Here is a 26,713-nt window from a genome sequence, read left to right as displayed (position 1 = left end):
GACGGTGTGGACTTCTCGATCCTCGACGTTCCGCGCGAGTCGCCGCCCGATGACGCGCAGGCCTACCTACGCGCCGCCGTCGCATGGCATTTCGGCGCCGACACCGGTTCGCCGTTCTGGTTGCGCGCGGCCAAGGACCTGGACTTCGACCCGCTGACCGAAATCCGCACGTACTCCGACCTACGCCGGTTCCCGAACCTCGTCGACGAATTGCGCAGCGTCCCAGTCGAAGACCTCATCCCCCGCGGGTACGGCTCCCCCTTGCCCGTCCCACGCATCTACGAGTCCGGCGGCACGACGGGAGCGCCGAAACGTACCGCACAACTGCCCGACTGGATCGAGCAGGTGACCCGCTGGCAGGTCGAGGACTTCACCGCTGGCGGGTTCGTCCCCGGCGAGGGACTGCTCTGCCTCATGCCAAGCGGGCCACACGGGGTGGGCCACTTCGACCGGGAGGTCGCCGAACGGTTGGGGTCGACGTTCCACCCGATCGACCTCGATCCCCGGTGGGTGAAGAAGCTGGCCGCCCGAAACGCGACGGCAGAGGTCGCGGCCTACGTCGACCACGTCGTCGAACAGGCCCGGTTCGTGCTCGAAACGCAGTCGGTGGCGAACCTGCACGCCACCCCGCCGCTATTGGAGGCGCTCGCCCGCGACGACGCGCTGGTAGAGCTCATCAACGACAAGATCCGCTACGTGCTGCTCAGCGGCGCGCACGTGGACCTGGACACGTTCGACGTGCTGCGCGCCGTCTTTCCCGGGACAGCGCTGGCGACCGTGTTCGGCAGCACGATGATCCTGTCGCAGGCGGCCACCCGAATCGTCGACGACGGCGCGGCAGTGTTCGACCCAAGGAGTCCATACGTCGTGTTCTGGGTCGTCGACCCCGAGACCGGCGAGCAGGTGCCGTACGGACAGCGCGGCCAGGTCGTGATGAACCACGTCAGCAAGGGCATGTTCATCCCGAACAACCTCGAACGCGACACCGCGGTTCGCGTTCCCGGCCCCGCGCGCAGCGTAGGAGATTCGGTCAGCGAGGTGGCGCCCGTCGCGGTGTTCGGAGGCGAGCCGGTGATCGAGGGCGTGTACTAGCCATGGCGGGCGAGCTGGTCTCCATCGATGCACTCGGACCGAACGGCGAATACCGCACGCGCAAACCCGAACTCATCTGCGACACCGCCGGCGTCCCCGTCGCGGAACTAAGCATGGTTCCGCGGTTGTTCGTCATTCGATCGATCGCGGCGCAACGCAAGGTCGAGCCACTCGGACTGGACGCGCGCATGGAGGCGCTTGGCCGCGCCGCGTCACTCTTCCGCACCCAGCGCATCGCGGGGCTGGACTTCGACTCGTACGTCGCACTCACCCAACGCATCTCGGGGCTGCCGATGACGGTGGCCCGTGCCGGCGCCGACGTCGTCGCCGACTCGCTGGCGACTGCGGCCGACGCCGTCGGACCGGCAAGACCGACCGGGGCGACGGCGGACTGGCGCACGTGCCGTCCCGACGGCGGCGCGGTGTGGACGCGAAGGGGTGACGTGCTCGCGGTGCATGCGCCGGGGAACGCGCCAGGAGTGCACGGGCTGTGGCCGCAGGCGTTGGCGCTGGGCTACCGGGTGGCGGTGCGTCCGTCACGCCGTGAGCCGCTGACCGCCCATCGACTCGTACTGGCCTTGCGCCAGGCCGGTTTTCGCGATGAAGACGCGCTCTACCTACCGACGGACTACGGAGGCGCCGACGAACTCGTCGCGGCCGCCGACCTGTCCATGGTGTACGGCGGCCAGGACGTCGCCGACCGCTACGCCGCCGATCCGACCGTGCTGGTGAACGGTCCCGGCCGGACCAAGATCCTGATCACCGCCGAGCACGACTGGCGCGACTACCTCGACGAGATCGTCGATTCGATCTCGAACCTCGGTGGCATGGCGTGTGTCAACGCGACGGCCGTGTTGGTGGAGGGCGACGCGACCCTGCTCGCCCGCGCCATTGCCGAGCGACTGGCCGCCCTCGACGCCGAGGAGTTACCCACCGCGCCGACGGCCACCGCCCGCGCATTGGCCGAACACCTGGCCCGCAAAGCGGCTGGCACCATCCCCATACTGGGCGCCGACCATGTGGTCGACGACCGCGGTGACGGCAATGCCGTACTTCGCCCCGCCGTTCACGTGCTGACCAGGCCCGACGTGGACGTCATCAACGTCGAGCTGCCGTTCCCATGCGTGTGGGTGGCCCCGTGGTCGCGCGACGACGGGTTCGCCCCGCTGCGAAACTCGTTGGTGCTCAACGTGATCACCGACGACGGCGAGCTCATCGACGCCGCTGTCGCCGACCCCACCGTCGTCAACGTCTACGTCGGCCGACAGGTCACCTATTACTCAGCGCCGCACGTCCCCCACGAGGGCTTCCTCGCCGACTTCCTCATGCGCAACAAGGGCTTCATTCGCTCCTGACGTGCGGACGCGGCCGACACGCCGTCGGTCGACCGGAACTTTCACTGCTGTAGCCCTCGCGGACACCTCCCTGACGGCTCCGAGTCGACCGCGGCCTGTCCAATGGCGGCGTCCTGCACGCGACCGGAAGGACCGTCATGCCAGATTCCGATACCACCCTCGAAGCCGATGGGGAAACCTCCGAACTCATCCGGGAGGAGCCGGTCGAGGTGACCGCCGAGGTCATCCACGTCGACGACTCACAGGTGGTCGAGCTCGAGCCCAAGCGCAGCCTGGTCATCCGCCAGGTACTGCATCGCCAGCTCGAAGCGGGCCAGGGGCTCGGCGCTCAGCTGGTCGACGCCGCCACCGACGTCTCGGTCGCCGTTGCCCACGCGCCCGCCACCGTCGTCGACGAGATCCGCGGCGGCGCAACGCTACCCACCGCCCTGGCGAACACCGGCACCTCGGTGCGCGGCGTCGTGACGGACGTCGGCGGACGGGTCCGCACCGCCGTCGGCGGATACGTCGGCACCCAGGCCACGCTGCCCAACGCCGTCGTCGTCGGGGCCGCCGACGTCGCCGAATCCGTCGTGCGGGCCCAAGGCACCGTCACCGCGTCGGCACTCAACGCCGCGTTCTCGCTCGCGTCGGTAGCCACGCAGGGCGGCGACGTGCGGGAGGCCTTCGGCAGGGAGCGCAGCGAGCTCGGCGCCACCGCCGACGCCGCCCGCGAGCGGATCGGCGAGTCGGTCAGCCGGGCCCGCGAGGAGATCCGCGCGGCGATCAAGAACTACGACGAGCTGTCGGAGGCGTTCTCCGACGACGACTAGCAGCGTTGCGGCTACGCTCGGCGAGTGCCCGCAACGTGGTCCCGCCGACGCTTTCTCGCGCTGACTGCCGGCGCCGCCGTGGTTGCCGCCGGGTGTAGCGGCGAGAAGCCCGGGACGGTCGCCGGTGACGGATCAGTCACCGTCAAGCACGCATTCGGCGAGACGAAGATTCCCGCCCCGCCCAAGCGCGTGGTGAGCGCCGGGTTCACCGGGCAGGACGACCTGCTCGCGCTCGGCGTCGTCCCCGTCGCGATCACCGACTGGTTCGGCAGCGAACCGTTCGGCGTATGGCCTTGGGCGCAAGCCAAACTCGGCGGGGCTCAGCCGGCCGTACTGAGCCTCGCCGACGGCATCCAGGTCGACCAGATCGCCGCGCTCAAGCCCGACCTCGTCGTCGCCACCAACGCGGGCCTGGACGCCGACACATACGCCAAGCTGTCGGCCATCGCCCCGACGGTGGCGCAGTCCGGTCAGGACGCCTTCTTCGAGCCGTGGAAGGACCAGGCCAACACCATCGGCCAGGCGGTGTTCAAGTACGAGGACGTGGGCAAGCTGATCACCGCAGTCGACGACGCGTTCGCGGGCGCGGCCAAGAACAACGCGTCGTTCAGCGGCAAGAAGGCGCTGCTCGTCAGCGGCACGATCTTCTCGGACCAGCTCGTCGTCACCCCATCGGGTTGGCGCACCGACTTCCTGACGCAGCTGGGCTTCGGCATCCCCGAGGACGTCGCTCAGTACGTGCACGGCGACGAGGCCCTGATCCCGCGTGAACGCATGACTTCAGTGCTCGACAGCGCCGACGTGCTGATCTGGACCACCGAGAGCGACGAGGAACAGGCCGCCCTGCTCGCCGACCCGACGTTCGCGCAATTGAAGGCGACGAAGACCAACCGCAACGTGCTCACCGGCAAGGAACTCGCCGGAGCCCTCGCGTTCGCCTCGGTGCTGTCCTACCCCGTCGTGGCCGACAAGCTGCCACCGATGCTGGCCAAGGTGCTCGCCTGACAAGATGATCGGGTGACGAGCGACCTCGACGAGCCCAGTAAACCCAGCTTCGCCCAGGTCGGATCCACCTATTATCCGATTCTCGTCGCCGTCTTCACCGCGCTGGTGATCATCTCGAACGTCACCGCGACCAAGGGCGTCGCGTTCGGGCCAATCATCACCGACGGCGGGTTCATCGTCTTCCCGCTCACCTACGTCATCGGCGACGTGCTGAGCGAGGTCTACGGCTTCAAGGCGGCCCGCCGGGCGATCATCCTCGGGTTCGCGATGAACGCGCTTGCGGCGCTGGCGTTCTGGGTGACGATCTACCTACCCGCGGCGGACTTCTACGCCAACCAGGAGCACTTCGAGAACGTCGTCCATGCCTACACCCAGCTGATCGTGGCGGGGCTGGCCGGCTTCATCGTCGGGCAGACCATCAACGCGTGGGTGGTAGTCAAGATCAAGGAGCGCACCAAGGAGAAGCACCTGTGGGCGCGCCTGGTCGGCTCGACGTTCGCCGGACAGCTCGGCGACACGCTGGTGTTCTGCAGCATCGCGGCGGGCGCCATCGGCATCACCAGCTTCAAGGACCTAGCCGTCTACACGGCGCTCGGCTGGTTCTACAAGACCGCCGTCGAGGTGATCATGCTGCCGGTGACATACCGCGTCATCGCGCACATCAAGCGCCGGGAACCCACGTATCAAGCGGTCGTCTGAGCCTTTGCTAAGGCTCCTCTGGCGAGGTGTTAAAGCCGCGCGTGAATCTTGCTACTGGTGGGTAGCTTGTGCTCATGACCGTGACGGCGGAAATGGTGGACGTGACGTCCCTGCACACAGTCCATGACTACGGAGATCAGGCCCTGCTGCTCGAGTTCGGCAGCACCGACGAGGTATTGGCGTGGACCGAGGCCGTGCGCGCGGCCGACCTGCTCGGCGTGCTCGACATCGTGCCTGCCTCGCGCACGGTGCTGCTGAAGCTGGCCTCCGCGCGCTACCGGGAACCGACCAGACAGCGGCTAGCCAAGCTGCGCGTCGACGTCGACTCCGCGACCGCGCCGTCGGACCGGCCCGACGTGGTGATCGACGTGGTGTACGACGGCGAAGACCTCGACGAGGTGGCTCGGCTGACCGGAATATCGCCCGCCGAGGTCGTCGCGGCCCACACCGCGAGCCCGATGCGCGTCGGATTCGGCGGATTCGCACCGGGTTTCGGCTACCTCGTCGGCGGAGACCCACGGCTGCACGTGCCTCGTCGCGCAGAACCGCGCACCCAGGTTCCGGCCGGCGCGGTGGGCCTCGCTGGCGAGTTCAGCGGGGTCTATCCGCGGATGTCGCCAGGGGGCTGGCAGCTGATTGGCCACACCGATGCGGTGCTGTGGGACGTCGACCGCGATCCACCCGCCCTGCTGACCCCCGGCACGAGGGTCCAGTTCCGATCGGTCGGGGGTGTCTCGTGACCGCGACGCTGGAGATCCTCAAGACCGGACCGCTGGCCATCGTCGAAGACCTCGGCAGGCCTGGGCTGGCGCACATGGGCGTCACCCGCTCCGGTGCTGCCGACCGACGTTCGCACACCCTGGCCAACAGGCTGGTGGCCAACCCCAACGAACACGCGACCGTCGAGGTCACGTTCGGCGGCTTCTCCGCGCGGGTGCGTGGCGGCGACGTGGCCATCGCGGTGACGGGCGCCGACGCCGATCCTTCGATCAACGGAGTTCCCTTCGGCACCAACAGCATTCACTACGCGCACGACGGGCAGGTCATCTCGTTGGGCGCGCCGTACTCGGGGCTGCGCAGCTACCTGGCGGTGCGTGGCGGCATCGACGTGGCGCCGGTACTGGGGTCGCGGAGCTACGACGTGATGTCGGCGATCGGGCCGCGTCCGCTGCAACCGGGCGACGTGCTGCCGGTGGGTACGCACTCCACAGAGTTCCCGGAACTGGACCAGGCGCCGGTGGCCGCCATCGCCGACGACCTGCTGGAGGTCAAGGTGGTACCCGGTCCGCGGGACGACTGGTTCACCCGGCCGGACGTCCTGGTGCGCGCCGACTGGGTTGCGACGGACCGCAGCGACCGCGTTGGGATGAGGTTCGCCGGACCGCGCCTCGTGCACCGCTGGCCCGATCGGCAGCTGCCAAGCGAGGGTGCGACCCGCGGCGCGATTCAGGTGCCGCCCAACGGATTACCCGTGATCCTCGGACCGGATCACCCGGTGACCGGCGGCTATCCGGTGATCGGCGTCGTCGCCGACTGCGACATCGACAAGATCGCGCAGGTCCGCCCCGGCCAGCACGTCCGCTTCCACTGGTCACGGCCGCGTCGCCCATTCACCGATTGATTTCCCCATTGCGGGACGCGTGCTGGTAGAACCGAGGTGTGCACAGCGAGGGTTCGCCATCCGGTGCCATTCGCGTTCGCGGGATTCATACCGCGCGCCTGGTTCACACCGCGGATCTCGACGGCGAGACCCGCGACGGGGCTCGCACCATGGTCGTCGAGGCATTCGGCGGCAGCGAGGTCGACTTCACCGACGCCGACTGGGAGCACGCGCTCGGCGGCATGCACGCGCTGATCTGCCATCACGGCGCACTGATCGCGCACGGCGCCGTCGTCCAGCGCCGGTTGATCCACCGCGGCGCCGCGCTGCGCTGCGGCTACCTGGAGGCGGTCGCCGTCCGGGAGGACTGGCGCGGCCAGGGGCTGGCGATGGCGGTGATGGACGCGCTCGAACAGGTGCTGCGTGGTGCGTACCAGCTGGGCGCGCTCAGTTCGTCGGAGGCAGGCCGCCCCATGTACGCATCGCGCGGCTGGCTCCCGTGGCAGGGGCCCACGTCGGTGCTGGCGCCCGAAGGGGTCATCCGCACCCCGGAGGACGACGACTCGGTGTTCGTGTTGCCGGTCAACGTCGAGGTCGACGTCACCGCCGAACTCACCTGCGACTGGCGCCCCGGCGACGCGTGGTGAGCGGCGCAAACAGACCTCACAAGCCCATTTTGCGGCGGTGAGGGGAAGTTGACGGTCGGGTCACCGGGCAACTGTGACGACACCCCGGAGCAATGACCAGGAAACGGCTCGGAAACATGGAGTCCCTCTACTAGAGGTCATGAGTGAGCCCGATTGGGCACCGCTGACGGGTTTCCGGGTTGCGGTGACCTCCGCACGACGAGCCGACGAACTTAGCGCTCTGCTACGCCGCCGCGGCGCGACCGTGACCAGCGCCGCAGCCATCCAAATGGTGCCGCTGCCCGACGACGACGAACTGCGGATGCACACCGACGCGCTGATCGCGACGCCACCGGACGTCGTGGTCGCGACGACGGGCATCGGGTTGCGCGGCTGGATCGCCGCCGCCGACGGCTGGGGCGTCGCTCACGAACTCACCGAGGCACTGGGCAAGGCGCGCATCGTCTCGCGCGGGCCCAAGGCGACCGGCGCGTTGCGCGCGGCGGGGCTGCCCGAGGAATGGTCGCCGGAGTCCGAGTCGTCCCGCGAGGTGGTGCACTACCTCCGCGAGGGCGGCATCGCCGGGCTTCGCATCGCGGTGCAGCTGCACGGCGCCACGGCAGAGTGGGATCCGTACCCGGAGTTCCTCGACGAGCTGCGAGCCGCGGGTGCCGAGGTCGTCCCGATCCACGTGTACCGCTGGCATCCCGTGCCGCGGGATGGTGCGTTCGATTCTCTCGTCGCTGGAATCGCCGAGCGCAAGTTCGACGCGGTCAGCTTCACGTCCGCGCCTGCGGTGGCGGCGGTGCTGATGCGCGCCGTGGAAATGGGCGTCGAGGACCGCGTGCTGTCGGCGTTGCGCACCGACGTCCACGCGATGTGCGTTGGCCCGGTGACGGCGCGGCCATTGGTGCGGCTCGGCGTGCCGACGTCGGCGCCGGAGCGGATGCGGCTCGGCGCACTGGCCCGCCACATCACCGATGAGCTGCCGATGTTGCAGGCACGCACCGTCAAGGTGGCCGGTCATCTGCTCGAGATCCGCGGCACCTGCGTCATGGTCGACGGAGTGGTCAAGGAGCTCTCGCCCGCGGGAATGTCGACCATCCGCGCGTTGGCCCTGCGACCCGGCACAGTCGTGTCGCGCGGCGACCTGCTGAACGCGCTACCGGGCGGTGGCACGGACACGCACGCCGTCGAGACCGCCGTCCTTCGACTGCGGACGGCGTTGGGCGACAAGCAGATCGTGTCGACCGTGGTGAAGCGCGGGTACCGGCTGGCGATCGACGAGTCGTTCCCGGTTGGCGTCGCGTGAATCCCATTCTGGTCGCGCACGGCACCCGCAAGGCCCACGGCGTCGAGATGATCGGTGAGCTCGCCGACCGGGTGAGCGGCGTGCTCGGCACCCGAGTCCGCACGGCGTTCGTCGACGTGCTCGGCCCGACGCCCAGCGACGTGCTCGCCACGCTGCCCGACGACGTGCCCGCCGTGCTGGTTCCGGCGTTCCTCTCCAGCGGCTACCACGTGCGCACCGACCTCCCCGCCCAAGTCGAGGCCAGCGGGCATCGCAACACCGTGGTGACCGAGGCCCTCGGCCCGTCGCCGGCCATTGCCCGCATCGTCGCCGAGCGACTGCTCGAATCGGGTTGGCGGCCTTCGGATTCGGTGGTGCTCACGGCGGCGGGCACGTCGGATCGAAACGCGCAGCGCGACCTGCGCGTCACGGCCGCCATGGTGTCGGCGGCCATCGGGCAACGCGCCGAACTCGCCTACGCCGCGACGGGTGAGCACAACGTCGCCCACGTCGTGGCCGGATTGCGGGCGCGTGGCGCCCGTCGCGTCGCCGTCGCCTCATACCTGTTGGCCGACGGCCTGTTTCAAGACCGGCTGCGGACGTCCGGTGCCGACGTGGTCAGCGAGCCGCTCGGCACCCACCCCGGCGTGGTGCGACTCGTCGCGTCCCGGTTCCGCCGGGCGCTGGTGCCGCTCGCCGCCTGACCAATTCCCCGATTGCCCGCGCGGGCCGTCGTTGCGTGCGCACAATGGACTGGGCATCGATACCGGGGGGTAATGCGCTGTGGAAACTGACACGTCGTTGGACACCTACCGCTACTTGCGCGGCAGCATCCCGGTCATGCTCGTCATGCTCGGCGTGGCCCTAATCATCGAGCGAGTCCGCGCCTCGGACTGGCTGGGGTCGATCAGCGCGTACTACTTCACCGGTGCGCATGCGGTGTTCATCGGAAGCATCTGCGCGGTAGGTGCACTGCTCATCGTCTACAAGGGGTTGAAGCCGACCGAGGACATCCTGCTCAACCTCGCAGGCATTCTCGCGTTCGTCGTCGCCTTCGTGCCGACCTCGCGACCGGACACTTCGGTGTCCGTGGACGTATCCAACGTCAACGTCATCACGAACGTGTGGGCCGTCGTCATCGCGCTCCTGGTGGCGCGCGCGGCGTCGTGGTGGATGTACCGGCGCACGGGAACCGGACGCAAGCTCGAGCCCATCGCGAACAAAGCGGCGTGGCTGCAGCGGGCGGTGCTCGCGGCCGGCCTGGTCGCCCTGATCGTCAAACCGGACTTGTTCGTGTCCCATGCCCACGGCATCGCCGCCGTCGTCATGTTCTTGGCCATCATCGCCACGGTGTTCCTCACTGCCTTCATGGCCGACAAAGTGGTGCCGAGCGCCAATCCGCCGCTGTATCACCGTATCTACCAGTGGATCGCGATCGCCATGGTGGTGACGTTGGTCGCCGCCGTGGTGGTGCACTTCGCGCTGGACAACTTCAACCACATCGTGCTCGTCGTCGAGGTGGTGCTCATCGTCGAGTTCGGCGTGTACTGGGCGGTGCAGACCGTCGAGAAGTGGAGTCCGACTCCCACCCCCCGCGACGAACCGGTGGCCGCGCAATGCACTCCCGCCCAAGAACGAGTGCTGGACGCGCTCTAAGTGTTGATGGTCGTGACCGTTGGCGTCTACGACTTCGATGAAGAGTCGTTCCTGGAACGCCTACGGCACGCCGATGTCCGGCTGCTGCTCGACGTCCGCCAGCGCCGAGGTGTCCGAGGGCCCGAGTACGCCTGGGCCAACTCGCTCCGGCTACAGGCGGCGCTCGCCCAGGCCCGGATCGTCTACGAGCATCACCCCGAGCTCGCGCCAACCACCGAGTTACGTCACCTGCAGTACGCCGAGGATGACCGCCAAGGGGTCGGGAAGCGCTCGCGCCGCGAACTCGCCGCCGAGTACATCCGCCGCTACACCACCGAAATCCTCGACCGCGCCGACCTCACGCCGATCGTGTCGGCGCTGCCGAGCAGGGGAACCGCAGCGCTGCTGTGTGTCGAGCGCGACCCAGACGCTTGCCACCGCTCGTTGATCGCCCAGCGGCTGACGGAGCGACACCACGTCACAATCGAGCACCTGCGCCCGTTGTGATCCGGCCCTCCTACATCTAGGCCGCGCAGACCTGCACGTCGCCGTCCTCGGTCACCCGAGTACCGAAGACGGGCACCGAAACCGCGCCATCGTCGAGGCAGCTGCCGTCGTCGAACGCGAACGCCTGCTTCTTGATCGGCGACTGCACGCACGACCGTCCGGCGCGGTCGCCGACGATGCCCCGCGACATGACCGCAGCACCCGAGAAGGGGTCGATGTTGCCGATCGCCCGTAGCGAGCCGTCGTCGAGCCGGAACAGCGCCACCTGCGTCCCGTCGGGCATCAGCACGCCGACGCCGCGGCACGGGACCAGCAGCTCGTAGGCACACGCCGTGACCCACCCCGAATCATCATGAACGTCAAGGGTTTCGAGATCGTCGACAAGTGTCACGTGGTTGTCTCCTGCATGGGTCGGAACTTGGGCATGCCCATGGGCACCTTGCGCCCGGAGCTTTCGGTGAATGCCACAGTCGGATCGGCGACGTCCGGAGCGTTGACGAACGACACGAACCGCGACAGCTTGCTGGGATCGTCGAGCACGCCCTTCCACTCGCACGCGTATCCGGCGACGTGGCGCTCGATGGCCTCCTCGAACTCGGCGGCCAGCCCCAACGAGTCGTTGCAGACCACGTCACGCAGGTGGTCCAGACCACCGTCCATCGCCTCCAGCCAGGGAGCGGTGCGCTGCAAACGGTCCGCGGTACGGATGTAGAACATCAGGAACCGATCGATGTAGCGCACCAGCGTCTCGTCATCGAGGTCGCCTGCCAGCAGTTGCGCGTGTCGGGGAGACATCCCGCCGTTGCCACAAACGTAGAGATTCCAGCCCTGCTCGGTGGCGATGACGCCGACGTCCTTGCTCTGCGCCTCCGCACACTCACGCGCACACCCCGATACGGCCATCTTGATCTTGTGCGGTGCGCGCAGACCCCGGTAGCGCTTCTCGATCTCGACGGCCATGTTCACCGAATCCTGTTGGCCGTAGCGGCACCACGTGCTGCCGACGCAGCTCTTGACCGTGCGCAGCGCCTTGCCGTATGCGTGGCCCGACTCCATGCCGCCATCGACGAGGCGGCGCCAGATCTCCGGAAGTTGGTCCACCCGTGCGCCGAACATGTCGATGCGCTGACCGCCGGTGATCTTGGTGTACAGGTCGAAGTCGCGGGCGATCTCGCCGATCAGGATCAGCTGCTCGGGGGTGATCTCACCGCCCGGCGACCGAGGCACCACCGAGTAGCTGCCGTTCTTCTGAATGTTGGCCAGGAAGTGGTCATTGCTGTCCTGCAGCGAGGCCTGCTCGCCGTCGAGGATGTGCTCCGAACTCGTCGACGCCAGGATCGACGCGACAACGGGTTTGCAGATGTCGCAACCACTTCCGGTGCCGAACCGTTCGATCAGCCCGGAGAACGTCCGGATGGAGGTGGCCGAGATGACCTCGAACAGTTCGGCGCGCGACTGCGAGAAGTGCTCGCACAGCGCCTTGCTCTGCTCGACGCCCTCGGCCTCGAGCAGCTGCTTGAGCAGCGGCACACACGATCCGCACGACGTACCCGCCTTGGTACAACCCTTCAAGGCGGGTACGTCCGCGCAGCCAAGGGCGATCGCGTCGGTGAGATCACCCTTGGTGACATTGTTGCAGGAGCAGATCTGGGCGGCCGCCGGCAGCGCGCCGACGCCGAGTTGCGCTCCGCCGGAACCGGATCCAGCGGGCGCGATGATCGCGAGCGGATCGCCGGGAAGCTGTTCGCCCACCATCGGACGCAGCACGCCGTATGCCGACGCGTCGCCCACCAGAATGCCGCCGAGCAGGGTCTTGGCGTCGTCGGAGAGCACCAGTTTGGCGTAGGTCTGGCTGACGGCGTCGTTGACCACCACCTCCAGGCAGCCCGCGGCCGCGCCCATGGCGTCGCCGAAGCTGGCGACGTCGATGCCGAGCAGCTTCAGCTTGGTCGACATGTCGGCGTCGCCGAACTGCGCCGCCCCGCCGAGCAAGCGGTCCGCCACCACCTCGGCACTGGTGTATCCCGGGCCGACGAGGCCGTAGCAGCGGCCGTCGATCGCCGCGACCTCGCCGACGGCGTAGACGTCGGAATCGTCGGTGAGACAGGTCAAGTCGGTGAGCACGCCGCCGCGTTCGCCAACGGCCAGGCCGGCCTTGCGGGCCAACTCGTCGCGCGGCCGGATGCCTGCCGCGAAGATCACCACACCCGCGTCCACTAGCGTGCCGTCGCTGAGCAGCACCCGAAGGGCGTCCGGGCCGACCTGCTCGATGGCGTCGGTACCGACGTCGACGTGCACCGCGATGCCCAACTCGGAGATCATCCGCGCCAGCAGGGCACCACCTGCCGCGTCGAGCTGCTGATTCATCAAACGCGGTGCGCGCTCGACCACGTGGGCGTCCAACCCGAAGCCCCGCAACGCGTTCGCGGCTTCGAGCCCAAGTAGCCCACCGCCGATGACGACGCCGCCGGTGACACCCGCGGCCATCGCACGCGCGACGTCGGCCCGGATCGCGTCGAGGTCACCTAGCGTGCGGTAGACGTGGCAGCCAGGCAGGTCGTGTCCCGGGACCGGCGGCACGAACGCGGACGAACCCGTCGCCAACACCAGTGTGTCGTAGGGAACGCGACGGCCCAGCGCCGTCTTCACGTGCTTGGCCGCCCGGTCGATACGGGTCACGCGGTCACGCAGCACGACCTCGACGCGGTCGTCTCCGTCGTAATCGTTGCCCGGCAGCGCCAGCTTGGCGCGGTCCCAGTGTTCGGTGTAGCCCGTCAGCCCCACCCGGTCGTAGGCAGCGTCGGGTTCCTCGGCGATGACAATGACGCCCCAGTCGCCGTCGGCGTCGCGTGAGCGCAACGCCTCGACGAACCGGTGTCCGACCATGCCGTGCCCAACGACGACCACGCGCTTCGGATGATGCATGGCGCAACGCTATGGACCCGACGTTGCGGCAATGTCGGGTCCATGTGAAGGGCCCGTCACGCTGTGCTCACGTTCCGAATTGGTCCACTGTGAGCATCTAGATATGCCCGGCGTTCGCGGTCGTCGTGGTGGTGTACGGGTTGTAGATCGTGGTCGGCGTGTCCTGCGTGACCCCTGAGTCACCCGAGTCACCCGGATCCTCCGACGGCGAGTCCGTCGGGGGTCCGGTGACCGGGGGCGTGGTCTCCTGGCTGGTCTGCACGCTGGGCATGGGGTAGCTCGTCGACGTCGGGGTCTTGAGCCGGGACGCCGGCGTGGTGGCCACCGACGTGCTCGGGTAGACGACCTGTGGCGGCCGATCCGTCGAGTCGCGCGCGACTCGCATGACCCCGTACAGGAGCAAGCCCAACAGGACGAGCGCGGCGAGCCCACCGGCCACCACGGCGGCCTGGCTGTCGTGCCAACTCTCGCCGCTCCGCCGCTCGTCGTCGTCCGTCACGACGCGGATGCTAAGCCAGGCTGTCGAACGTCCGGCAAACTGGCTAACGCCAGCGGGCCAGCAACTCCTCGGCGCGGGCGGACAACGCGCGCTGGAAGAACGGACCGAAGCTGATCCGGCCCACACCCAGCGGGCCGAACGATGCGGGATCGTCCACATCCGGAAGCGCGATGGCGTTGATCGGCAGCGGCAATTCATCCGCCAGCCTGCGCAACGTGTCCGGGTCGTGCCTGCCGACGGGGTAGAGGCAGTCGGCACCCGCCTCGGCGGCGAGCTTGAGCTTCGTCACCGCGCGGTCGAACCGGTCGGCCTCGTCCCCGATCTGACGCAGGAACAGATCGGTGCGGGCATTGATGACAACGTGCACCCCAGCGGCGTCGGCCGCCTCGCGCAGTTCACCGACCAGGGCGGCGTGCTCGGCGTCGGTGCGGATCCGGCCGCCCTCCTTGTGCACGGTGTCCTCGACGTTGAGCCCGACGGCTCCCGCGGACAGCAGTCCGTCGATCAGCCGCTTGGGGTCCTCGCCGTAGCCCGATTCGGCGTCGACCGAGACCGGCACGTCCACGGCGGAGGTGATCTGGGCGACGCGGGTGGTGAGGTCGTCGAACGACATCCCCTCGCCGTCGGGCTTGCCAACCGAGTCGGCGACGGGGTGGCTACCCACGGTGAGGGCAGCAAAGCCGGCGTCGACGGCCAGCTTGGCGGACCACGCGTCCCACACCGTCGGCAGGATCACCGGATTCCCTGGAACGTGCAGCGCCAGCAGCGCCGCGGCGCGCTCTTGCAAAACCTGTTGGGACACTCCTCAACCTCCACTCTTGTACGTGACCTGTCTCACTCTGAACTGATGATGTGGCTAGCATCAATTGTCGTACTGTGATCCGTGACACCCTTCAGCCCAAGGAGGTCGACTTCTTGTCCACTACCACCGAACTCGCCCAGCTACACGAGCTGATCGGCGGCCTGCGACGCTGCGTGTCGTCGCTGTCCTCACGCTACGGCGACACCCCGGCCATGCGCCGAATCGTCAACGACGCCGAGCGAATCATGAACGACATCGACCGGCTAGACATCGACGCAGAGGAACTGGAACTCACCCGCGGGGTGAGCCAGCACCATCACGGCGGCGAGAAGATCGCCATCCCGGATACGCAGTACGCCAGCGACTTCTGGGCAGACGTGGACGACGAAGGGCTCGGCGGGACACGGTGATGATCTGATGACCGGGTGAAGTTAGGGTCCGCTGACTTCGTGCGCCGCTCGGCGCTTCGCTAACGTCCACCTGGCTTGGCCACCGACCGAAATCGAGGATCTTCGTGAGCGCACCCGCCGCCAACCGCCCTGGCACGGGCGTCTTCTCACCGACGCGAGCGCAGATCTCGCAGCGCACGCTGCGCACCGACGCGTGGTGGAAGTCGCCGATCATCACGGACCTCGGCTTCGCCGCGTTCGTGATCTACGCGACCGCGCGCGCGTTCATGCAGGATCACTTCTACGTCGAGAAGTACAACTATCTGACGCCGTTCTACTCGCCGTGCGTGGTCAACTACGACGCCGCGACCGGATCGGGGTGTCCTGCCGGCGCCGCGCACTTCGGCACGTTCCTCCCCGACGTGTGGTGGCTGCCGTACGCCGCGCTGTCGCTGCCATTCCTCCTGCTGTTCCGGTTGACCTGTTACTACTACCGAGGCGCCTACTACCGCTCGGTGTGGCAGTCTCCGACCGCGTGCGCGGTGGCCGAACCACACGCCAAGTACACGGGCGAGACGCGGCTTCCGCTGATCATCCAGAACACGCACCGCTACTTCTTCTACATCGCGGGCATCATCTCGGTCATCAACACGTACGACGCCATCGAGGCGATGTTCCCGGACAGCGGGTTCCGGTTCGGGATCGGCAACCTCATTCTCTGGGTCAACGTGATCATGTTGTGGGTGTACACGGTGTCCTGCCACTCCTGCAGGCACGTCGTCGGCGGTCGACTCAAGCACTTCTCGAAACACCCAGTGCGGTACTGGATGTGGGGACAGGTGAGCAAGCTCAACACCCGGCACAAGCTGTACGCGTGGATCACGCTCGGCACCCTGATGCTGACCGACTTCTACATCATGTGCGTGTCCTTGGGTCTCAAAGACCTGCCGATCATTCCCTGACGAATGGCCTCGAGCACAGCCCGACAAGCACATTCCCAAAATGGCGAAGCGAGAGTAAATGAGTGAGCTAGAGCGGCACGAGTACGACGTGGTCGTCATCGGTGCCGGCGGCGCCGGACTACGCGCGGTGATCGAAGCCCGCGAACACGGCCTGCGCGTAGCGGTCGTGACCAAGTCCCTGTTCGGCAAGGCGCATACCGTGATGGCCGAGGGCGGCTGCGCCGCGGCGATGCGCAACGTCAACACCAAGGATTCCTGGCAGGTGCACTTCGGTGACACCATGCGCGGCGGCAAGTTCCTGAACAACTGGCGGATGGCCGAACTGCACGCGCAGGAGGCGCCCGACCGGGTCTGGGAGTTGGAGACCTACGGCGCGCTGTTCGACCGCACCAAGGACGGCAAGATCAGCCAGCGCAACTTCGGCGGGCACACCTACCCGCGGCTCGCTCACGTCGGCGACCGCACCGGCCTGGAGATCATCCGCACGCTGCAGCAGAAGATCGTCTCGCTGCAGCAGGATGACTTCAAGGAGACCGGCGACTACGAGGCCCGGATCAAGATCTTCCACGAGTGTTCGATCACCGACCTCATCAAGGACGGCGACAAGATCGCCGGCGCCTTCGGCTACTGGCGCGAGACCGGCAACTTCATCCTGTTCGACGCGCCTGCAGTGGTGCTGGCGACCGGCGGTATCGGCAAGTCGTTCAAGGTCTCGTCCAACTCCTGGGAGTACACCGGCGACGGCCACGCCCTTGCTTTGAGGGCCGGGTCCAACCTGATCAACATGGAGTTCATCCAGTTCCACCCGACCGGCATGGTCTGGCCGCTGTCCGTCAAGGGCATCCTCGTCACCGAGGGCGTCCGTGGCGACGGAGGAGTGCTGAAGAACTCCGAGGGCCGACGGTTCATGTTCGACTACATCCCCGCGGTGTTCAAGGGGCAGTACGCCGAAACCGAGGAAGAGGCCGACCAGTGGCTCAAGGACAACGACTCAGCTCGCCGCACGCCTGACCTGCTGCCCCGCGACGAAGTCGCCAGGGCCATCGTCGCCGAAGTGAAGGCCGGCCGCGGCACCCCGCACGGCGGGGTCTACCTCGACATCGCCTCGCGCATGCCCACCGAAGAGATCAAGCGTCGGCTGCCCTCGATGTACCACCAGTTCATCGAGCTGGCCGAGGTCGACATCACCAAGGACGAGATGGAGGTCGGTCCGACCTGTCATTACGTGATGGGCGGTATCGAAGTCGATCCCGACACCGGCGGCGCTGCAACGCCAGGACTGTTCGCGGCCGGTGAGTGCTCCGGCGGCATGCACGGCTCCAACCGGCTTGGCGGCAACTCGCTGTCCGACCTGCTGGTGTTCGGCAGGCGTGCCGGACTTGGTGCATCCGAATACGTCGCGGCGCTGTCCGAACGGCCGAAGCCGCCGCAGGACGCCGTCGACGAGGCCACCAAGATGGCGTTGGCGCCCTACGAGGCACACGAGAAGCCCGAGAACCCGTACACGCTGCACGCCGAACTTCAGGAGTCGATGAACGACCTCGTCGGCATCATCCGCAAGGAAGCCGAGATCGAAGAGGCGCTGACGAAGCTCGACGAGCTCCGTGGCCGGCTGCAGAACGTCGCGGTCGAGGGCGGCCGGGTATACAACCCGGGCTGGCACCTGGCCATCGACATGCGCAACATGCTGCTGGTCAGCGAGTGCGTGGCCAAGGCGGCGCTGCAGCGCACCGAGAGCCGCGGCGGCCACACCCGCGACGATCATCCGGCGATGGACGCCAACTGGCGCAACACGCTGCTGGTCTGTAAGACCACCGAGGCTGCGACCGCCGAGGCGATGGTCCCCCGCGTCACCGTCGTCCCCGAGCCGCAGGTTCCGATGCGGCCGGATCTGCTCGAGGTCTTCGAGCTCTCTGAACTCGAGAAGTACTACACCGACGCCGAACTGGCCGAGCACCCCGAACGGAAGGGCTGAAATGGCTGCCTACAACGCGAACCTACGGGTGTGGCGGGGCGACGACGATGGCGGCGAACTGAAGGACTACACCGTCGAGGTCAATGACGGCGAAGTGGTGCTCGACATCATCCACCGGTTGCAGGCCACCCAGGCCAACGACCTCGCCGTGCGGTGGAACTGCAAGGCGGGCAAGTGCGGCTCCTGCTCGGCCGAGATCAACGGTCGTCCGCGCCTGCTGTGCATGACGCGCATGTCGACCTTCGGTGAGGACGAGACCGTCACGGTGACGCCGCTGCGCACGTTCCCCGTGATGCGCGACCTGGTGACCGATGTGTCCTTCAATTACGAGAAGGCGCGCCAGATCCCGTCGTTCACCCCGCCGAAGGACCTGCAGCCCGGCGAGTACCGCATGCAGCAGGAAGACGTGGAACGCAGCCAGGAGTTCCGCAAGTGCATCGAGTGCTTCCTGTGCCAGAACGTGTGCCACGTCGTTCGTGACCACGAGGAGAACAAGGAAAACTTCGCAGGCCCGCGCTTCCACATGCGCATCGCCGAGCTCGACATGCACCCGCTGGACGTCGTGGATCGCAAGGACATGGCCCAGGAGGAACACGGCCTCGGCCTCTGCAACATCACCAAGTGCTGCACCGAGGTGTGTCCAGAGCACATCAAGATCACCGACAACGCGCTGATTCCGATGAAGGAACGCGTGGCCGACCGCAAGTACGACCCGGTCGTGTGGCTCGGCAAGGTGCTGTTCAAGAAGAAGTAGGCCTATCGGGCGTACCGTGGTCTGAGGAAGCCAAACCCGCCCTTCAATGACGAAAGGCAGCCTTCATGAGCACTGGAGAAACGCAGAGCGTCAACGACATTCGCACTGCCATCCGTGAACTCACCGCCCGCGCCGAGCTGGCCCGCAAAGAGGGTCGGCCCGACGACGCGGCCGAGCTCGAACAACGCGTTGCGGGCTACCGAGCGGAGCTTGCCGCGCGGCCGTAGCGGGCACCTGCCGCGAGCTAGCCGTCCAGTCGGCGGAACGTGCTGCGATGGAACACGATGGGCGCGACGTCGTCGTGCACGGTGATGTCGTGCACCCTGAGCACCACGATGGTGTGATCCCCAGCGAGCACCAGCTGCTCGATGGCGCTCTCCAGCCACACGCTGGTGCCGTGGATGAACACCGCTCCACGGTCGGTCGACTTCGTCTCCAGCCCCGCGAAGCGGTCGCCGGTCTTGGCGGCGAGGGTCTTCACGGCGAAGTCGTGGGACTCGCCGAGCACGCTGATCCCGAGGAACGGTAGATCCTTGAGCTTCGGCCAGGTCGTCGACGTGTTCTGCACGCAGAAGGACACCAGCGGCGGGTCCAGGGAGACCGGTACGAAGGTGCTGGCGGCGAGGCCGACGCGGACGCCATCGACCTCCGCGGCGATGGCGATGACGCCGGACGGGAAGTGCCCGAATGCTTCGCGCAGCGAGGTCGGGCTCAGGTCGGTGCTACTCATGGCGCCTTCATCTTCACACGTAACCGTGTGCGGCGGCCACGTCCGGGTGGGCCCGCAGCCTGCTCTTCCATGCGTTGCGGCCATACACCGAGAAGATCCGTTCGTTCGACGGGTCGGGCGTGACGCCCCGGGCGTGCGCGGCGAGCTCGTCCGGCAGCGTCAGCACCGGGAGTTGAGCGTCGAGCCGCGGATTGAAGAAATAAGGCACCGAGATGCGCTCGACGTCCGTGAGCCTGACGCGGTGCTCGGTGGCGCGTAGATAGCCGCCGCTGGCGAGCTCGAGCAGCTCCCCGATGTTGACGATGAACGCGCCTGGTAGCGGATCAACGTCGATCCACTCGCCGTCGCGGCCGCGTACTTCCAACCCGCGGGTACCCGGTTCGGCGAGGAGCAGGGTGAGCACCCCCGCGTCCCGGTGTGCGCCGACGCCCTGGGTGCTGTCGGGTTTGGCGGGATAGCGCACCACCTTGATCAGCGTGGCCGGTGTCTCCGCGAACGCGAAGTCGAAGACGTCCGCGGGACTGCCCAACGATGAAGCCCAGTGGCCCAACAACTTTCGCCCGACGGCCGCCAGGGCGTGGTCCCACGCCGCGACGACGGCGGGCAACTCGGGTAGCCCGGCGGGCCACTGGTTGGGCCCCTGCAACTTCAGATAAGGCTCGGCGGGGTCGGCCGGCGGCACGCGCTCGGGTCCGATGTCGAGCTGTTCGCGCCAGTCGACCGCACCGCCGGTGAGTTCGCCCCCGAGGCGCGTGTACCCGCGGAAGTGCGGGCTGTTGCGCATCGCGACGGCGTCCTTGGCGTCTTGCGGCAGCGCGAACAGCCCGCGTGCGGCGGCGAGCACGCGCGCGGTCAGCTCGTCGGGAACCCCGTGGCCGGTCAGCTGAAAGAAGCCCACCTCGTGCGCGACCGTGCGCAGTTGGGGGCGCAGTTCAGCGGGATCGTCACGCAGGTCCACCACGGGTAGCGCGGTCTGCACGGAACTCACGTCGCCATGATCGCCCAGTGGGGCGCCGTGCGCCACAGTCGAAATCGTCGTGAACCTAGGCGTCCAACCGAGTGAAGAGGTCCTGCTTGTACTGCTCGGCGCAGGCGGCGCGCCGGATCTTGCCGCTCGTCGTCGTGGGAATCGACCCGGGAGGTACCAGAACGAGATCCCCCACATTCAGTCCGTGTGCATTCGATATCGCGGAGGTGACGTCGCTCTTGACCTCACTGAGCCAGTGCATCGCCTCTGTCGTGGAAGCTCCCCGATTCTTGACCTCGATGACGGTGACTAGCTTCTCGGTACTGTTCACCGGAACCGAAATCGCCACGACCCGACCGCGTGTGATCTGTTGGACCGTCGCCTCGATGTCCTCGGGATAATGATTGCGACCACGAATGATGAGCATGTCCTTGATGCGGCCGACGATGAACAGCTGACCATCGGAGACGAAGCCCAGATCGCCGGTTCTCAGCCAGCGTCCGTTAGCCGTGCCCGGCGAAGTGTCCACGAGCGTGGCGCCGAAGCACTTCTGCTCCTCCGGCGACCTGCTCCAGTAGCCATCGGCGACATTGTCGCCATGCGCCCAGATCTCACCGACCACGTCCTGCGGGCACTCGCGGTTCGTGTCGACGTCGACGATCCGCACCAAGGGTGACTGCGGCAGTTCGTATCTCACCAGGCCCGAGCCGGTTCCCGTTGGGCAGCGCTGAGCGCGGCCCGCGGACAATTCGTCCGCATCGAAGTGGGCCGCCCCCGACGACTCGCTCCAGGCGCCAGCCGCCACGAAGACGGTCGCCTCCGCCAGTCCGTACGAAGGACGCAGCATGTGGTCCCGAAAGTTGAAGTGAGCGAACCGATCAGCGAAGCGGGCCAGTGTGGACGGTTCGACGCGTTCGGCGCCGTTGATGATGGCATGTACCCCGCCGAGGTCGAGCCCGGCGAGATCACTGTCGGTCGTTTGGCGGGCGGCCAGGTCGAAGGCGAAGTTAGGGGCCGCCGAAAAGGCACGCGAATTCTGCGCCAGCGCTCTCATCCATCTGGCCGGCTTTTCCACGAACGCAGTCGGGCTGGTCAACATGGCGGGATAGCCGCTCAGGATGGGCCCGCAGATGCCCATCATCAAACCCATGTCGTGGTAGAAGGGCAACCACGACACGAACGTGGCATCGGCAGCGGATTTGGCGTGCGCACCTCCGAAATAGCAGCGCATCAGCTGCTCGAAATTCGTCTGGAGGTTGCGGTGCGAGATCATCACGCCTGTTGGCAGCCGGGTCGAACCCGAGCTGTACTGCAAATACGCGATGCTGGGCACCTCGGCCGGCTCGGCGGTTGGTCCGAGCTCGCCGTCCAGATTCAGCGAATCGATTTCAACGAGCTTGGGAGCACTGTCCAGGCGCGCTTGATCAACGTAATCGCCGACGTCTCCCGCGACCGCGGAGGTGGTGAGCACCACCGATGGCGACGTGTCGGCGAAGACCGCGCCCACCCGCTCGTCACTCGAGCCTCGGTGCGGCAACGGGAGCGGTACTGCGATCAGCCCAGCCTGCATGGCTCCCAGGAAAGCGAGAATGTAATCGAGGCTCTGCGGAGCCAGGATCACTGCCCGGTCTCCGGCCGACGCATGGACGCTGAGCTCGCGTGCCACGTTCAATGTTCGACGGGACAGTTGCGCCCACGTGAGGCTCTCGGATACCCCAGCCGGGTCGTGCACGTAGTCGGTGAAGGTGAATGCCACGTCGCCGGGGCGCAGGCTGGCGCGTCCGTGCAGCATCGACAGAATGGTCGACTGGGGAGGTGTCACTGCGCGTCCGTCAGCCCGGACCGTGTGCCTGCGACAGCACGGCCGCGGCACCGTTGAGGAGTTGCGACATCGGGTCGGCGCCGCCGCCGAACGTCGCCTCCGAGGCCGGAGCGGTGACCTCCGCGGGGTCGAAGCCGCGCACCGGGTCCACCTGAACCGGAGCGGTCGCCGGATCGTCGTTGCGCGAGTAGCCCGCGTTCACCCGGGGCATCAGGATCGCGTCGAGCTTGTTCAGCGTGTCCTCTGGCACCCCCAGATACTTGAAGGGCAGCACCAGGGGAAGGTGTTGCTCGGGAACGAGATACGTCGTCGTCGTCCCGCCCCTGGAGTTGACCGTCGTCCGAATGTTCTGCGGCGGAACATTGCTCGGGTTGGTGAACGCAATCGCGGTGTGACCGGTGGCCAGACCGGCGATCGAGTTGGCGAGCGCAAACAGGTTGTCCGGCCGGTCCGGGAAGTCGGCGATGCTGTCGTAGGCGGAGACGAACTGGTCAGTGTGGTACTGACTCTCCACCGGAGCGGGGACCTGGTAGTCCATCGCGGGTACGACGCTCCCGACGGGGAACATTTGCGTCAGGAAGCTCTCCCCGAAGGGGGTCTTCGCCACCGGGTCACCGAACGTGGCGAAGGTCAGTTGATCCGGCGGCGGAGCGGTCGGGTCATTCGCCAGTTTCGCCTTGACGGCGTCGAGCACGAGCGCGCCCTCGGACAACCCCATCGCGGTACCGGGACCGCCGTTGCGAATGGCGGTTTCGAGTTGCGGCTCTCCGACGTCGACTGACTCACCGATGCTGGGGCCATCGAGCCCCAATCCAGGCATGATTTGCTCCCCCACCGGGCCGATGCCGGGGAACAGGCGCTCCAGCACGTGGCCTTGAACTTGTCCCGCCGGGTACCAGACGTTTTGCCGCTTCATGCCCGGGAACCAGTCCTCGCCGGTCATGCGGATGTACTCGTCATAGGGAATACCGAGCACGTGAGCGCCACCGAGCGCGTACGCGGTGCGGTCGGACGACGTCGGTGCGGCGGTTGGTCGCCCGTCGGCCGAGATCCCGGGGATCGGCGGTCCAGGGGGCAGCGGGTCGTCGGCAGTCGCCGTCGGGATGCCGAAACATCCTGTGACGCAGGCAGTTACCGTGAGTCCTGCGAGGAGTCTGTTCATCCGTACTCCTGACCGCTCGGCTGCTCTAGTTTCACATACATGACATGTCCGCGCTAACTCGACTGCTCGGCCGGTTCGGGCGGTGGCAGGGCTCTTGGGGACGACGCCCGCCGTGCGCCCACTCGCGATGGCCACCAGTTCGCCCGCCCCACCAACGCCGCGATGGCAGGCACCGTGATGGTCCGTACTACGAAGGTATCCAGCAGAATTCCCACGCCGATGACGAAGCCGCCCTGGATCACGATTCCGATACTGGAGAAGAGCAGCCCGCCCATCGACGCGGCGAAGATCAGCCCCGCCGCGGTGATGACGCCGCCCGTCGAACTCAGGGTACGGATGACGCCGTAACGCACACTGTGCGGTGACTCGTCGCGCATCCGCGACACGAAGAGCATGTTGTAATCGGCGCCCACCGCGACCAGCACCACGAACGCCAATGGTGGCACGCTCCAATGCAATTGCTGGCCGAGGAAGAACTGGAACGCCAACACCCCGACACCGATTGCCGCGAAGTACGAAATCACCACGGAACCGACGAGATAGAGCGGTGCGATGATCGCCCTCAGCAGCACCATCAGCGTCAGCAGGACGACGAATAGGGTCGCGGCGATGATGTAGCGGATGTCGTGCTGGTAGTAGTCGCGCGTATCCCGCAGCGCGGCGGGGAACCCGCCCATCGAGATCGTGGCGTCGGCCAGGGTGGTGTTCGGTTGGGCGCTCTTGGCGGTGTCCCTGATCTCGTTGACCTGATCCATCGCCGCGGCGCTGAACGGGTCGAGTTTGGTTTGCAGCAGATACCGCGCGGAGTGACCATCCGGCGAGATGAACGCCTTGGCGGCTTTCTGGAAGTCCGCCAGGTTCAGCACTTCGGCCGGGATGTTGAACCCCGCCTGGGACGGTTCCGTCGCGTTGTCCTTCATCGTCAACAGAAATGCCGACGCCTCGTCGAGTCCGGAGGAAATCACCTTGATCTGCTGGACGAGGTCATCCACTCCGCCGGCTACTTGCTGGCTCCCCCCGGCGAGGCGGTCGGCGCCCTGCCGCAGCTGGGTCAGTCCTGCCTGCGGGCCGCCGGGTTTGTCCATTCCCATGGCGTGGATCGCATTGACGACACCCGTCAGCGCACCATTCAGCTTCTTTACCGTCGCGTTGAGGCTCTGCCTGTCGTCGAAACCCTGAAGCTGGTGCGCAATGTCGTTGATCTGGTCGAGGCTCGCAGTGTTGCGCGCAGCGAGCAGCTGCTCAAACTGGCTGCGGGTGTTGCTGCAGGAGGTATCGAGGTCGCAGACCGGGTTGCCCTGGAGCGCCGTCAGGACAGGGCCGATCCAGGCGAACATGTTCCTCGCGGCGGTGAAGTTGACGCCTAGCTGATTGCCGAGCGCGTTGATGCTGTCGACGAGCTTCGCGGCGTTGTCGACGTCCCGCACCAGCTTGTCGCCACCTTCTTGGGTTCTCAGCGAGGACGACGAGTCGATCAGACTCTGGATACTGGGGGCGATCTTGTTGATCTGGGAGCGCACGTCATGAAGGCTGTCGGCCAGGGTGTTGGCCCCGGATGCGAGTCGATTGAGGTCGCTGGTGCGCTGGTCGATCTGGTCGGAGCCACCTGCCAGCCGGTTACCCACCAGGCCTGCCTGATACGTGGCCCTGAATTCCGGTGGCACGTCGCCAAGGGGTCGGGTGATGCCGCTGACGAGACCCACGTTCGGCAATTGGGCGATGCGTGCAGCCATCTGCTCCAGGTCCGCTAGGGCTTGCGGGGTGCGCAGGTCATGCGGTGACTGGACGAGGACGTACTCGGGAATGGACTGACTGAGGGGGAAGTGGCGTTCGAGCGCGGCGTATCCGATCGAACTCGGCGCCGACGCCGCCACGGCCTTGCGATCGTCGTAGTTGTAGTGCGCGAAGATCGCGCAGCTGGCCAGCAGTCCTAGGACGAGGAGGCTGGCAACCAGATGTGGCACCGGCCGGCGCACGATGCGGATGCCGGACCGCCGCCAGAACCGGGCCGTCAGTTCGCGCCGCGGCTTGACCCAACCGCGCGGCCCGGCGAGCACCAGGATCGCTGGCAGCAGTGTCACTCCGGCGAGGTATGCGACACCGATCCCGATCGCCGACGACACTCCGACCGTCTTGAAGACGCCCATCTTGGCGAAGCTCAAAAGCAGGAACGTGATGCCCACCGTCGTGGCGGATGCGGTGATCACCTTCCCGATCGAGCTCATCGCCTTCCTGACCGCCTCATCGAAATCCGCGCCGGACCGCAGATAGTCGTGATAGCGGCTGATGAGGAACACCGCGTAATCCGTTCCTGCGCCGGCCAGGATCGCGCTTAGGAACACGACGGACTGATTCGAGACCCCGGCACCGGTCAGCTCGGAGTAGCCCGCCACCACCGCCTGCGCGATCACCAGCGACGACCCGATCGTCACCAACGGCAGCAGCATCGTGACCGCGCTGCGATAGACCAACAGCAGCACGGCGAGGACAAGGACGGCGATCGCGAGCTCGATCGGCAGGCGATCCCGCTCACCCGCGACGGTGAGGTCGGAGACGGTGGCTGCGGGTCCGGTGAGGTGCACGGTCACGGAACTGCCGGCGACGCTGTGGCGGATGACGTCGGCCACCCGGTTGAAGGAGTCGAAGGCCCGCGGCGTGCCCAACTCACCCGCGAGGCCCACCGGCAACACCCAGGTCGTCTTGTCCTGACTCGTCAGGAACTGACGCAGTTGGGGCGTGTTGACGAAATCCTGCACGGACACGACGTCTGTCACGTCGTCGTGCAGCGCGTCCACCACCTTGCGGTAGGCCGCCTCGTCGGCGGGCCCCAGTCCGCTCTCGTTGATGAACGTAACCAACAGGAGGTCGTCGTTACCCGGTTCGTGAAACGCCTCGGACATCTTCTTGGCGGTGACACTGGACGGTGCATCGCTGGGCAGAATGACGAGCGGATGTTTCTCCGCCATCTCGGTCAGCGAGGGGAACGACAGCGGCAAGGCAACCGCCATCGCCACCCATACTGCGATCACCGCCCAGGGCCACCGCACCACGAGATCGGCTAGCCGTCTCATATCGCCCTCATGCCCTCACCCTGCCGCCCGACC

At 67.0% G+C, this 26,713-nt stretch carries 26 protein-coding genes; 17 read left to right on the top strand and 9 right to left on the bottom strand.

The features are described 5' to 3' along the window. Window positions 1-6: 6 nt before the first annotated feature. The 12 genes from SLQ33_RS32705 to SLQ33_RS32650 all read left to right on the top strand — a co-directional run bounded on the left by SLQ33_RS32705 (window position 7) and on the right by SLQ33_RS32650 (window position 10,622). Entirely contained in the window at window positions 7-1,092 is a 1,086-nt protein-coding gene (locus SLQ33_RS32705) for a phenazine antibiotic biosynthesis protein (RefSeq protein ID WP_319458093.1), read from the top strand. 14 nt (window positions 1,093-1,106) lie between these two features. Beyond that, the gene (locus SLQ33_RS32700; RefSeq protein WP_319458120.1) at window positions 1,107-2,447 is read left to right on the top strand and encodes an aldehyde dehydrogenase family protein; all 1,341 of its coding nucleotides are present in this window, start codon (window positions 1,107-1,109) and stop codon (window positions 2,445-2,447) included. Window positions 2,448-2,584: 137 nt separating this feature from the next. After that, entirely contained in the window at window positions 2,585-3,259 is a 675-nt protein-coding gene (locus SLQ33_RS32695; RefSeq protein ID WP_319458092.1) for a hypothetical protein, read from the top strand. A gap of 24 nt (window positions 3,260-3,283) precedes the next feature. Next, window positions 3,284-4,264 carry an ABC transporter substrate-binding protein gene (locus tag SLQ33_RS32690; protein WP_319458091.1) on the top strand — a complete coding sequence of 327 codons (981 nt, stop codon included), beginning with the start codon at window positions 3,284-3,286 and terminating at the stop codon, window positions 4,262-4,264. A 12-nt stretch (window positions 4,265-4,276) separates the two neighbouring features. Next, window positions 4,277-4,963, top strand: a complete 687-nt coding sequence (locus SLQ33_RS32685; RefSeq protein ID WP_319458090.1) for a queuosine precursor transporter — start codon at window positions 4,277-4,279, stop codon at window positions 4,961-4,963. A 74-nt stretch (window positions 4,964-5,037) separates the two neighbouring features. Beyond that, window positions 5,038-5,703, top strand: a complete 666-nt coding sequence (locus tag SLQ33_RS32680) for a 5-oxoprolinase subunit B family protein (RefSeq protein ID WP_319458089.1) — start codon at window positions 5,038-5,040, stop codon at window positions 5,701-5,703. Next, a complete protein-coding gene (locus SLQ33_RS32675; protein ID WP_319458088.1) occupies window positions 5,700-6,584 on the top strand; it encodes a 5-oxoprolinase/urea amidolyase family protein in 885 nt (294 codons plus the stop codon). Before SLQ33_RS32680 ends, SLQ33_RS32675 begins: the two co-directional genes overlap by 4 nt. Before the next feature lie 68 nt (window positions 6,585-6,652). Further along, window positions 6,653-7,210, top strand: a complete 558-nt coding sequence (locus SLQ33_RS32670) for a GNAT family N-acetyltransferase (protein WP_319458119.1) — start codon at window positions 6,653-6,655, stop codon at window positions 7,208-7,210. Window positions 7,211-7,349: 139 nt separating this feature from the next. Then, the gene (locus tag SLQ33_RS32665) at window positions 7,350-8,501 is read left to right on the top strand and encodes a uroporphyrinogen-III synthase (protein WP_319458087.1); all 1,152 of its coding nucleotides are present in this window, start codon (window positions 7,350-7,352) and stop codon (window positions 8,499-8,501) included. Further along, window positions 8,498-9,184: a sirohydrochlorin chelatase gene (locus SLQ33_RS32660; RefSeq protein ID WP_319458086.1), complete on the top strand. Its 687-nt coding sequence runs from the start codon at window positions 8,498-8,500 to the stop codon at window positions 9,182-9,184. Before SLQ33_RS32665 ends, SLQ33_RS32660 begins: the two co-directional genes overlap by 4 nt. Window positions 9,185-9,263: 79 nt before the next feature. Further along, window positions 9,264-10,136 carry a hypothetical protein gene (locus tag SLQ33_RS32655; RefSeq protein WP_319458085.1) on the top strand — a complete coding sequence of 291 codons (873 nt, stop codon included), beginning with the start codon at window positions 9,264-9,266 and terminating at the stop codon, window positions 10,134-10,136. Between the two features lie 6 nt (window positions 10,137-10,142). Then, on the top strand, window positions 10,143-10,622 hold the full coding sequence (locus tag SLQ33_RS32650) for a DUF488 domain-containing protein (RefSeq protein ID WP_319458084.1): 480 nt from the start codon (window positions 10,143-10,145) through the stop codon (window positions 10,620-10,622). Window positions 10,623-10,638: 16 nt separating this feature from the next. On the opposite strand, the gene nirD is transcribed toward SLQ33_RS32650, so the two are convergent. From nirD to SLQ33_RS32630, 4 genes are all read right to left on the bottom strand, one after another. After that, window positions 10,639-11,013, bottom strand: coding sequence for a nitrite reductase small subunit NirD (gene nirD / locus SLQ33_RS32645; protein ID WP_319458083.1), 375 nt, complete (start codon window positions 11,011-11,013; stop codon window positions 10,639-10,641). Next, window positions 11,010-13,547: a nitrite reductase large subunit NirB gene (nirB, locus tag SLQ33_RS32640; protein WP_319458082.1), complete on the bottom strand. Its 2,538-nt coding sequence runs from the start codon at window positions 13,545-13,547 to the stop codon at window positions 11,010-11,012. Before nirB ends, nirD begins: the two co-directional genes overlap by 4 nt. Window positions 13,548-13,644: 97 nt before the next feature. Continuing rightward, window positions 13,645-14,046, bottom strand: coding sequence for a hypothetical protein (locus tag SLQ33_RS32635; protein WP_319458081.1), 402 nt, complete (start codon window positions 14,044-14,046; stop codon window positions 13,645-13,647). A 43-nt stretch (window positions 14,047-14,089) separates the two neighbouring features. Beyond that, entirely contained in the window at window positions 14,090-14,848 is a 759-nt protein-coding gene (locus SLQ33_RS32630) for an isocitrate lyase/phosphoenolpyruvate mutase family protein (RefSeq protein ID WP_319458080.1), read from the bottom strand. Window positions 14,849-14,961: 113 nt separating this feature from the next. On the opposite strand from SLQ33_RS32630, the gene SLQ33_RS32625 reads away from it, so the two are divergent. The 5 genes from SLQ33_RS32625 to SLQ33_RS32605 all read left to right on the top strand — a co-directional run bounded on the left by SLQ33_RS32625 (window position 14,962) and on the right by SLQ33_RS32605 (window position 19,155). Beyond that, a complete protein-coding gene (locus SLQ33_RS32625; protein ID WP_319458118.1) occupies window positions 14,962-15,258 on the top strand; it encodes a hypothetical protein in 297 nt (98 codons plus the stop codon). A gap of 104 nt (window positions 15,259-15,362) precedes the next feature. Continuing rightward, window positions 15,363-16,199: a hypothetical protein gene (locus SLQ33_RS32620; protein ID WP_319458079.1), complete on the top strand. Its 837-nt coding sequence runs from the start codon at window positions 15,363-15,365 to the stop codon at window positions 16,197-16,199. 58 nt (window positions 16,200-16,257) lie between these two features. Continuing rightward, window positions 16,258-18,174, top strand: coding sequence for a fumarate reductase/succinate dehydrogenase flavoprotein subunit (locus SLQ33_RS32615; protein ID WP_319458078.1), 1,917 nt, complete (start codon window positions 16,258-16,260; stop codon window positions 18,172-18,174). 1 nt (window position 18,175) lies between these two features. Further along, window positions 18,176-18,928 carry a succinate dehydrogenase/fumarate reductase iron-sulfur subunit gene (locus SLQ33_RS32610; RefSeq protein ID WP_319458077.1) on the top strand — a complete coding sequence of 251 codons (753 nt, stop codon included), beginning with the start codon at window positions 18,176-18,178 and terminating at the stop codon, window positions 18,926-18,928. A gap of 65 nt (window positions 18,929-18,993) precedes the next feature. After that, window positions 18,994-19,155, top strand: coding sequence for a hypothetical protein (locus SLQ33_RS32605; RefSeq protein WP_319458076.1), 162 nt, complete (start codon window positions 18,994-18,996; stop codon window positions 19,153-19,155). A 17-nt stretch (window positions 19,156-19,172) separates the two neighbouring features. On the opposite strand, the gene SLQ33_RS32600 is transcribed toward SLQ33_RS32605, so the two are convergent. The 5 genes from SLQ33_RS32600 to SLQ33_RS32580 are packed head-to-tail and all read right to left on the bottom strand — an operon-like array spanning window position 19,173 to window position 26,680. After that, window positions 19,173-19,658, bottom strand: a complete 486-nt coding sequence (locus tag SLQ33_RS32600; RefSeq protein WP_319458075.1) for a flavin reductase family protein — start codon at window positions 19,656-19,658, stop codon at window positions 19,173-19,175. Between the two features lie 13 nt (window positions 19,659-19,671). Next, window positions 19,672-20,682: an isopenicillin N synthase family dioxygenase gene (locus tag SLQ33_RS32595; protein ID WP_413467771.1), complete on the bottom strand. Its 1,011-nt coding sequence runs from the start codon at window positions 20,680-20,682 to the stop codon at window positions 19,672-19,674. Between the two features lie 19 nt (window positions 20,683-20,701). Beyond that, complete coding sequence (locus SLQ33_RS32590; protein WP_413467772.1) at window positions 20,702-22,417, bottom strand: AMP-binding protein; 1,716 nt, start codon at window positions 22,415-22,417, stop codon at window positions 20,702-20,704. 40 nt (window positions 22,418-22,457) lie between these two features. Further along, window positions 22,458-23,609, bottom strand: a complete 1,152-nt coding sequence (gene pe / locus SLQ33_RS32585; RefSeq protein WP_319458072.1) for an acyltransferase PE — start codon at window positions 23,607-23,609, stop codon at window positions 22,458-22,460. Window positions 23,610-23,662: 53 nt separating this feature from the next. Then, entirely contained in the window at window positions 23,663-26,680 is a 3,018-nt protein-coding gene (locus SLQ33_RS32580; RefSeq protein ID WP_319458071.1) for an RND family transporter, read from the bottom strand. Window positions 26,681-26,713 lie beyond the last annotated feature (33 nt).

The organism is Mycobacterium sp. RTGN6 (assembly GCF_033804605.1).
GTDB lineage: Bacteria > Actinomycetota > Actinomycetes > Mycobacteriales > Mycobacteriaceae > Mycobacterium.
This window is presented reverse-complemented; position numbering and strand designations above follow the sequence as displayed.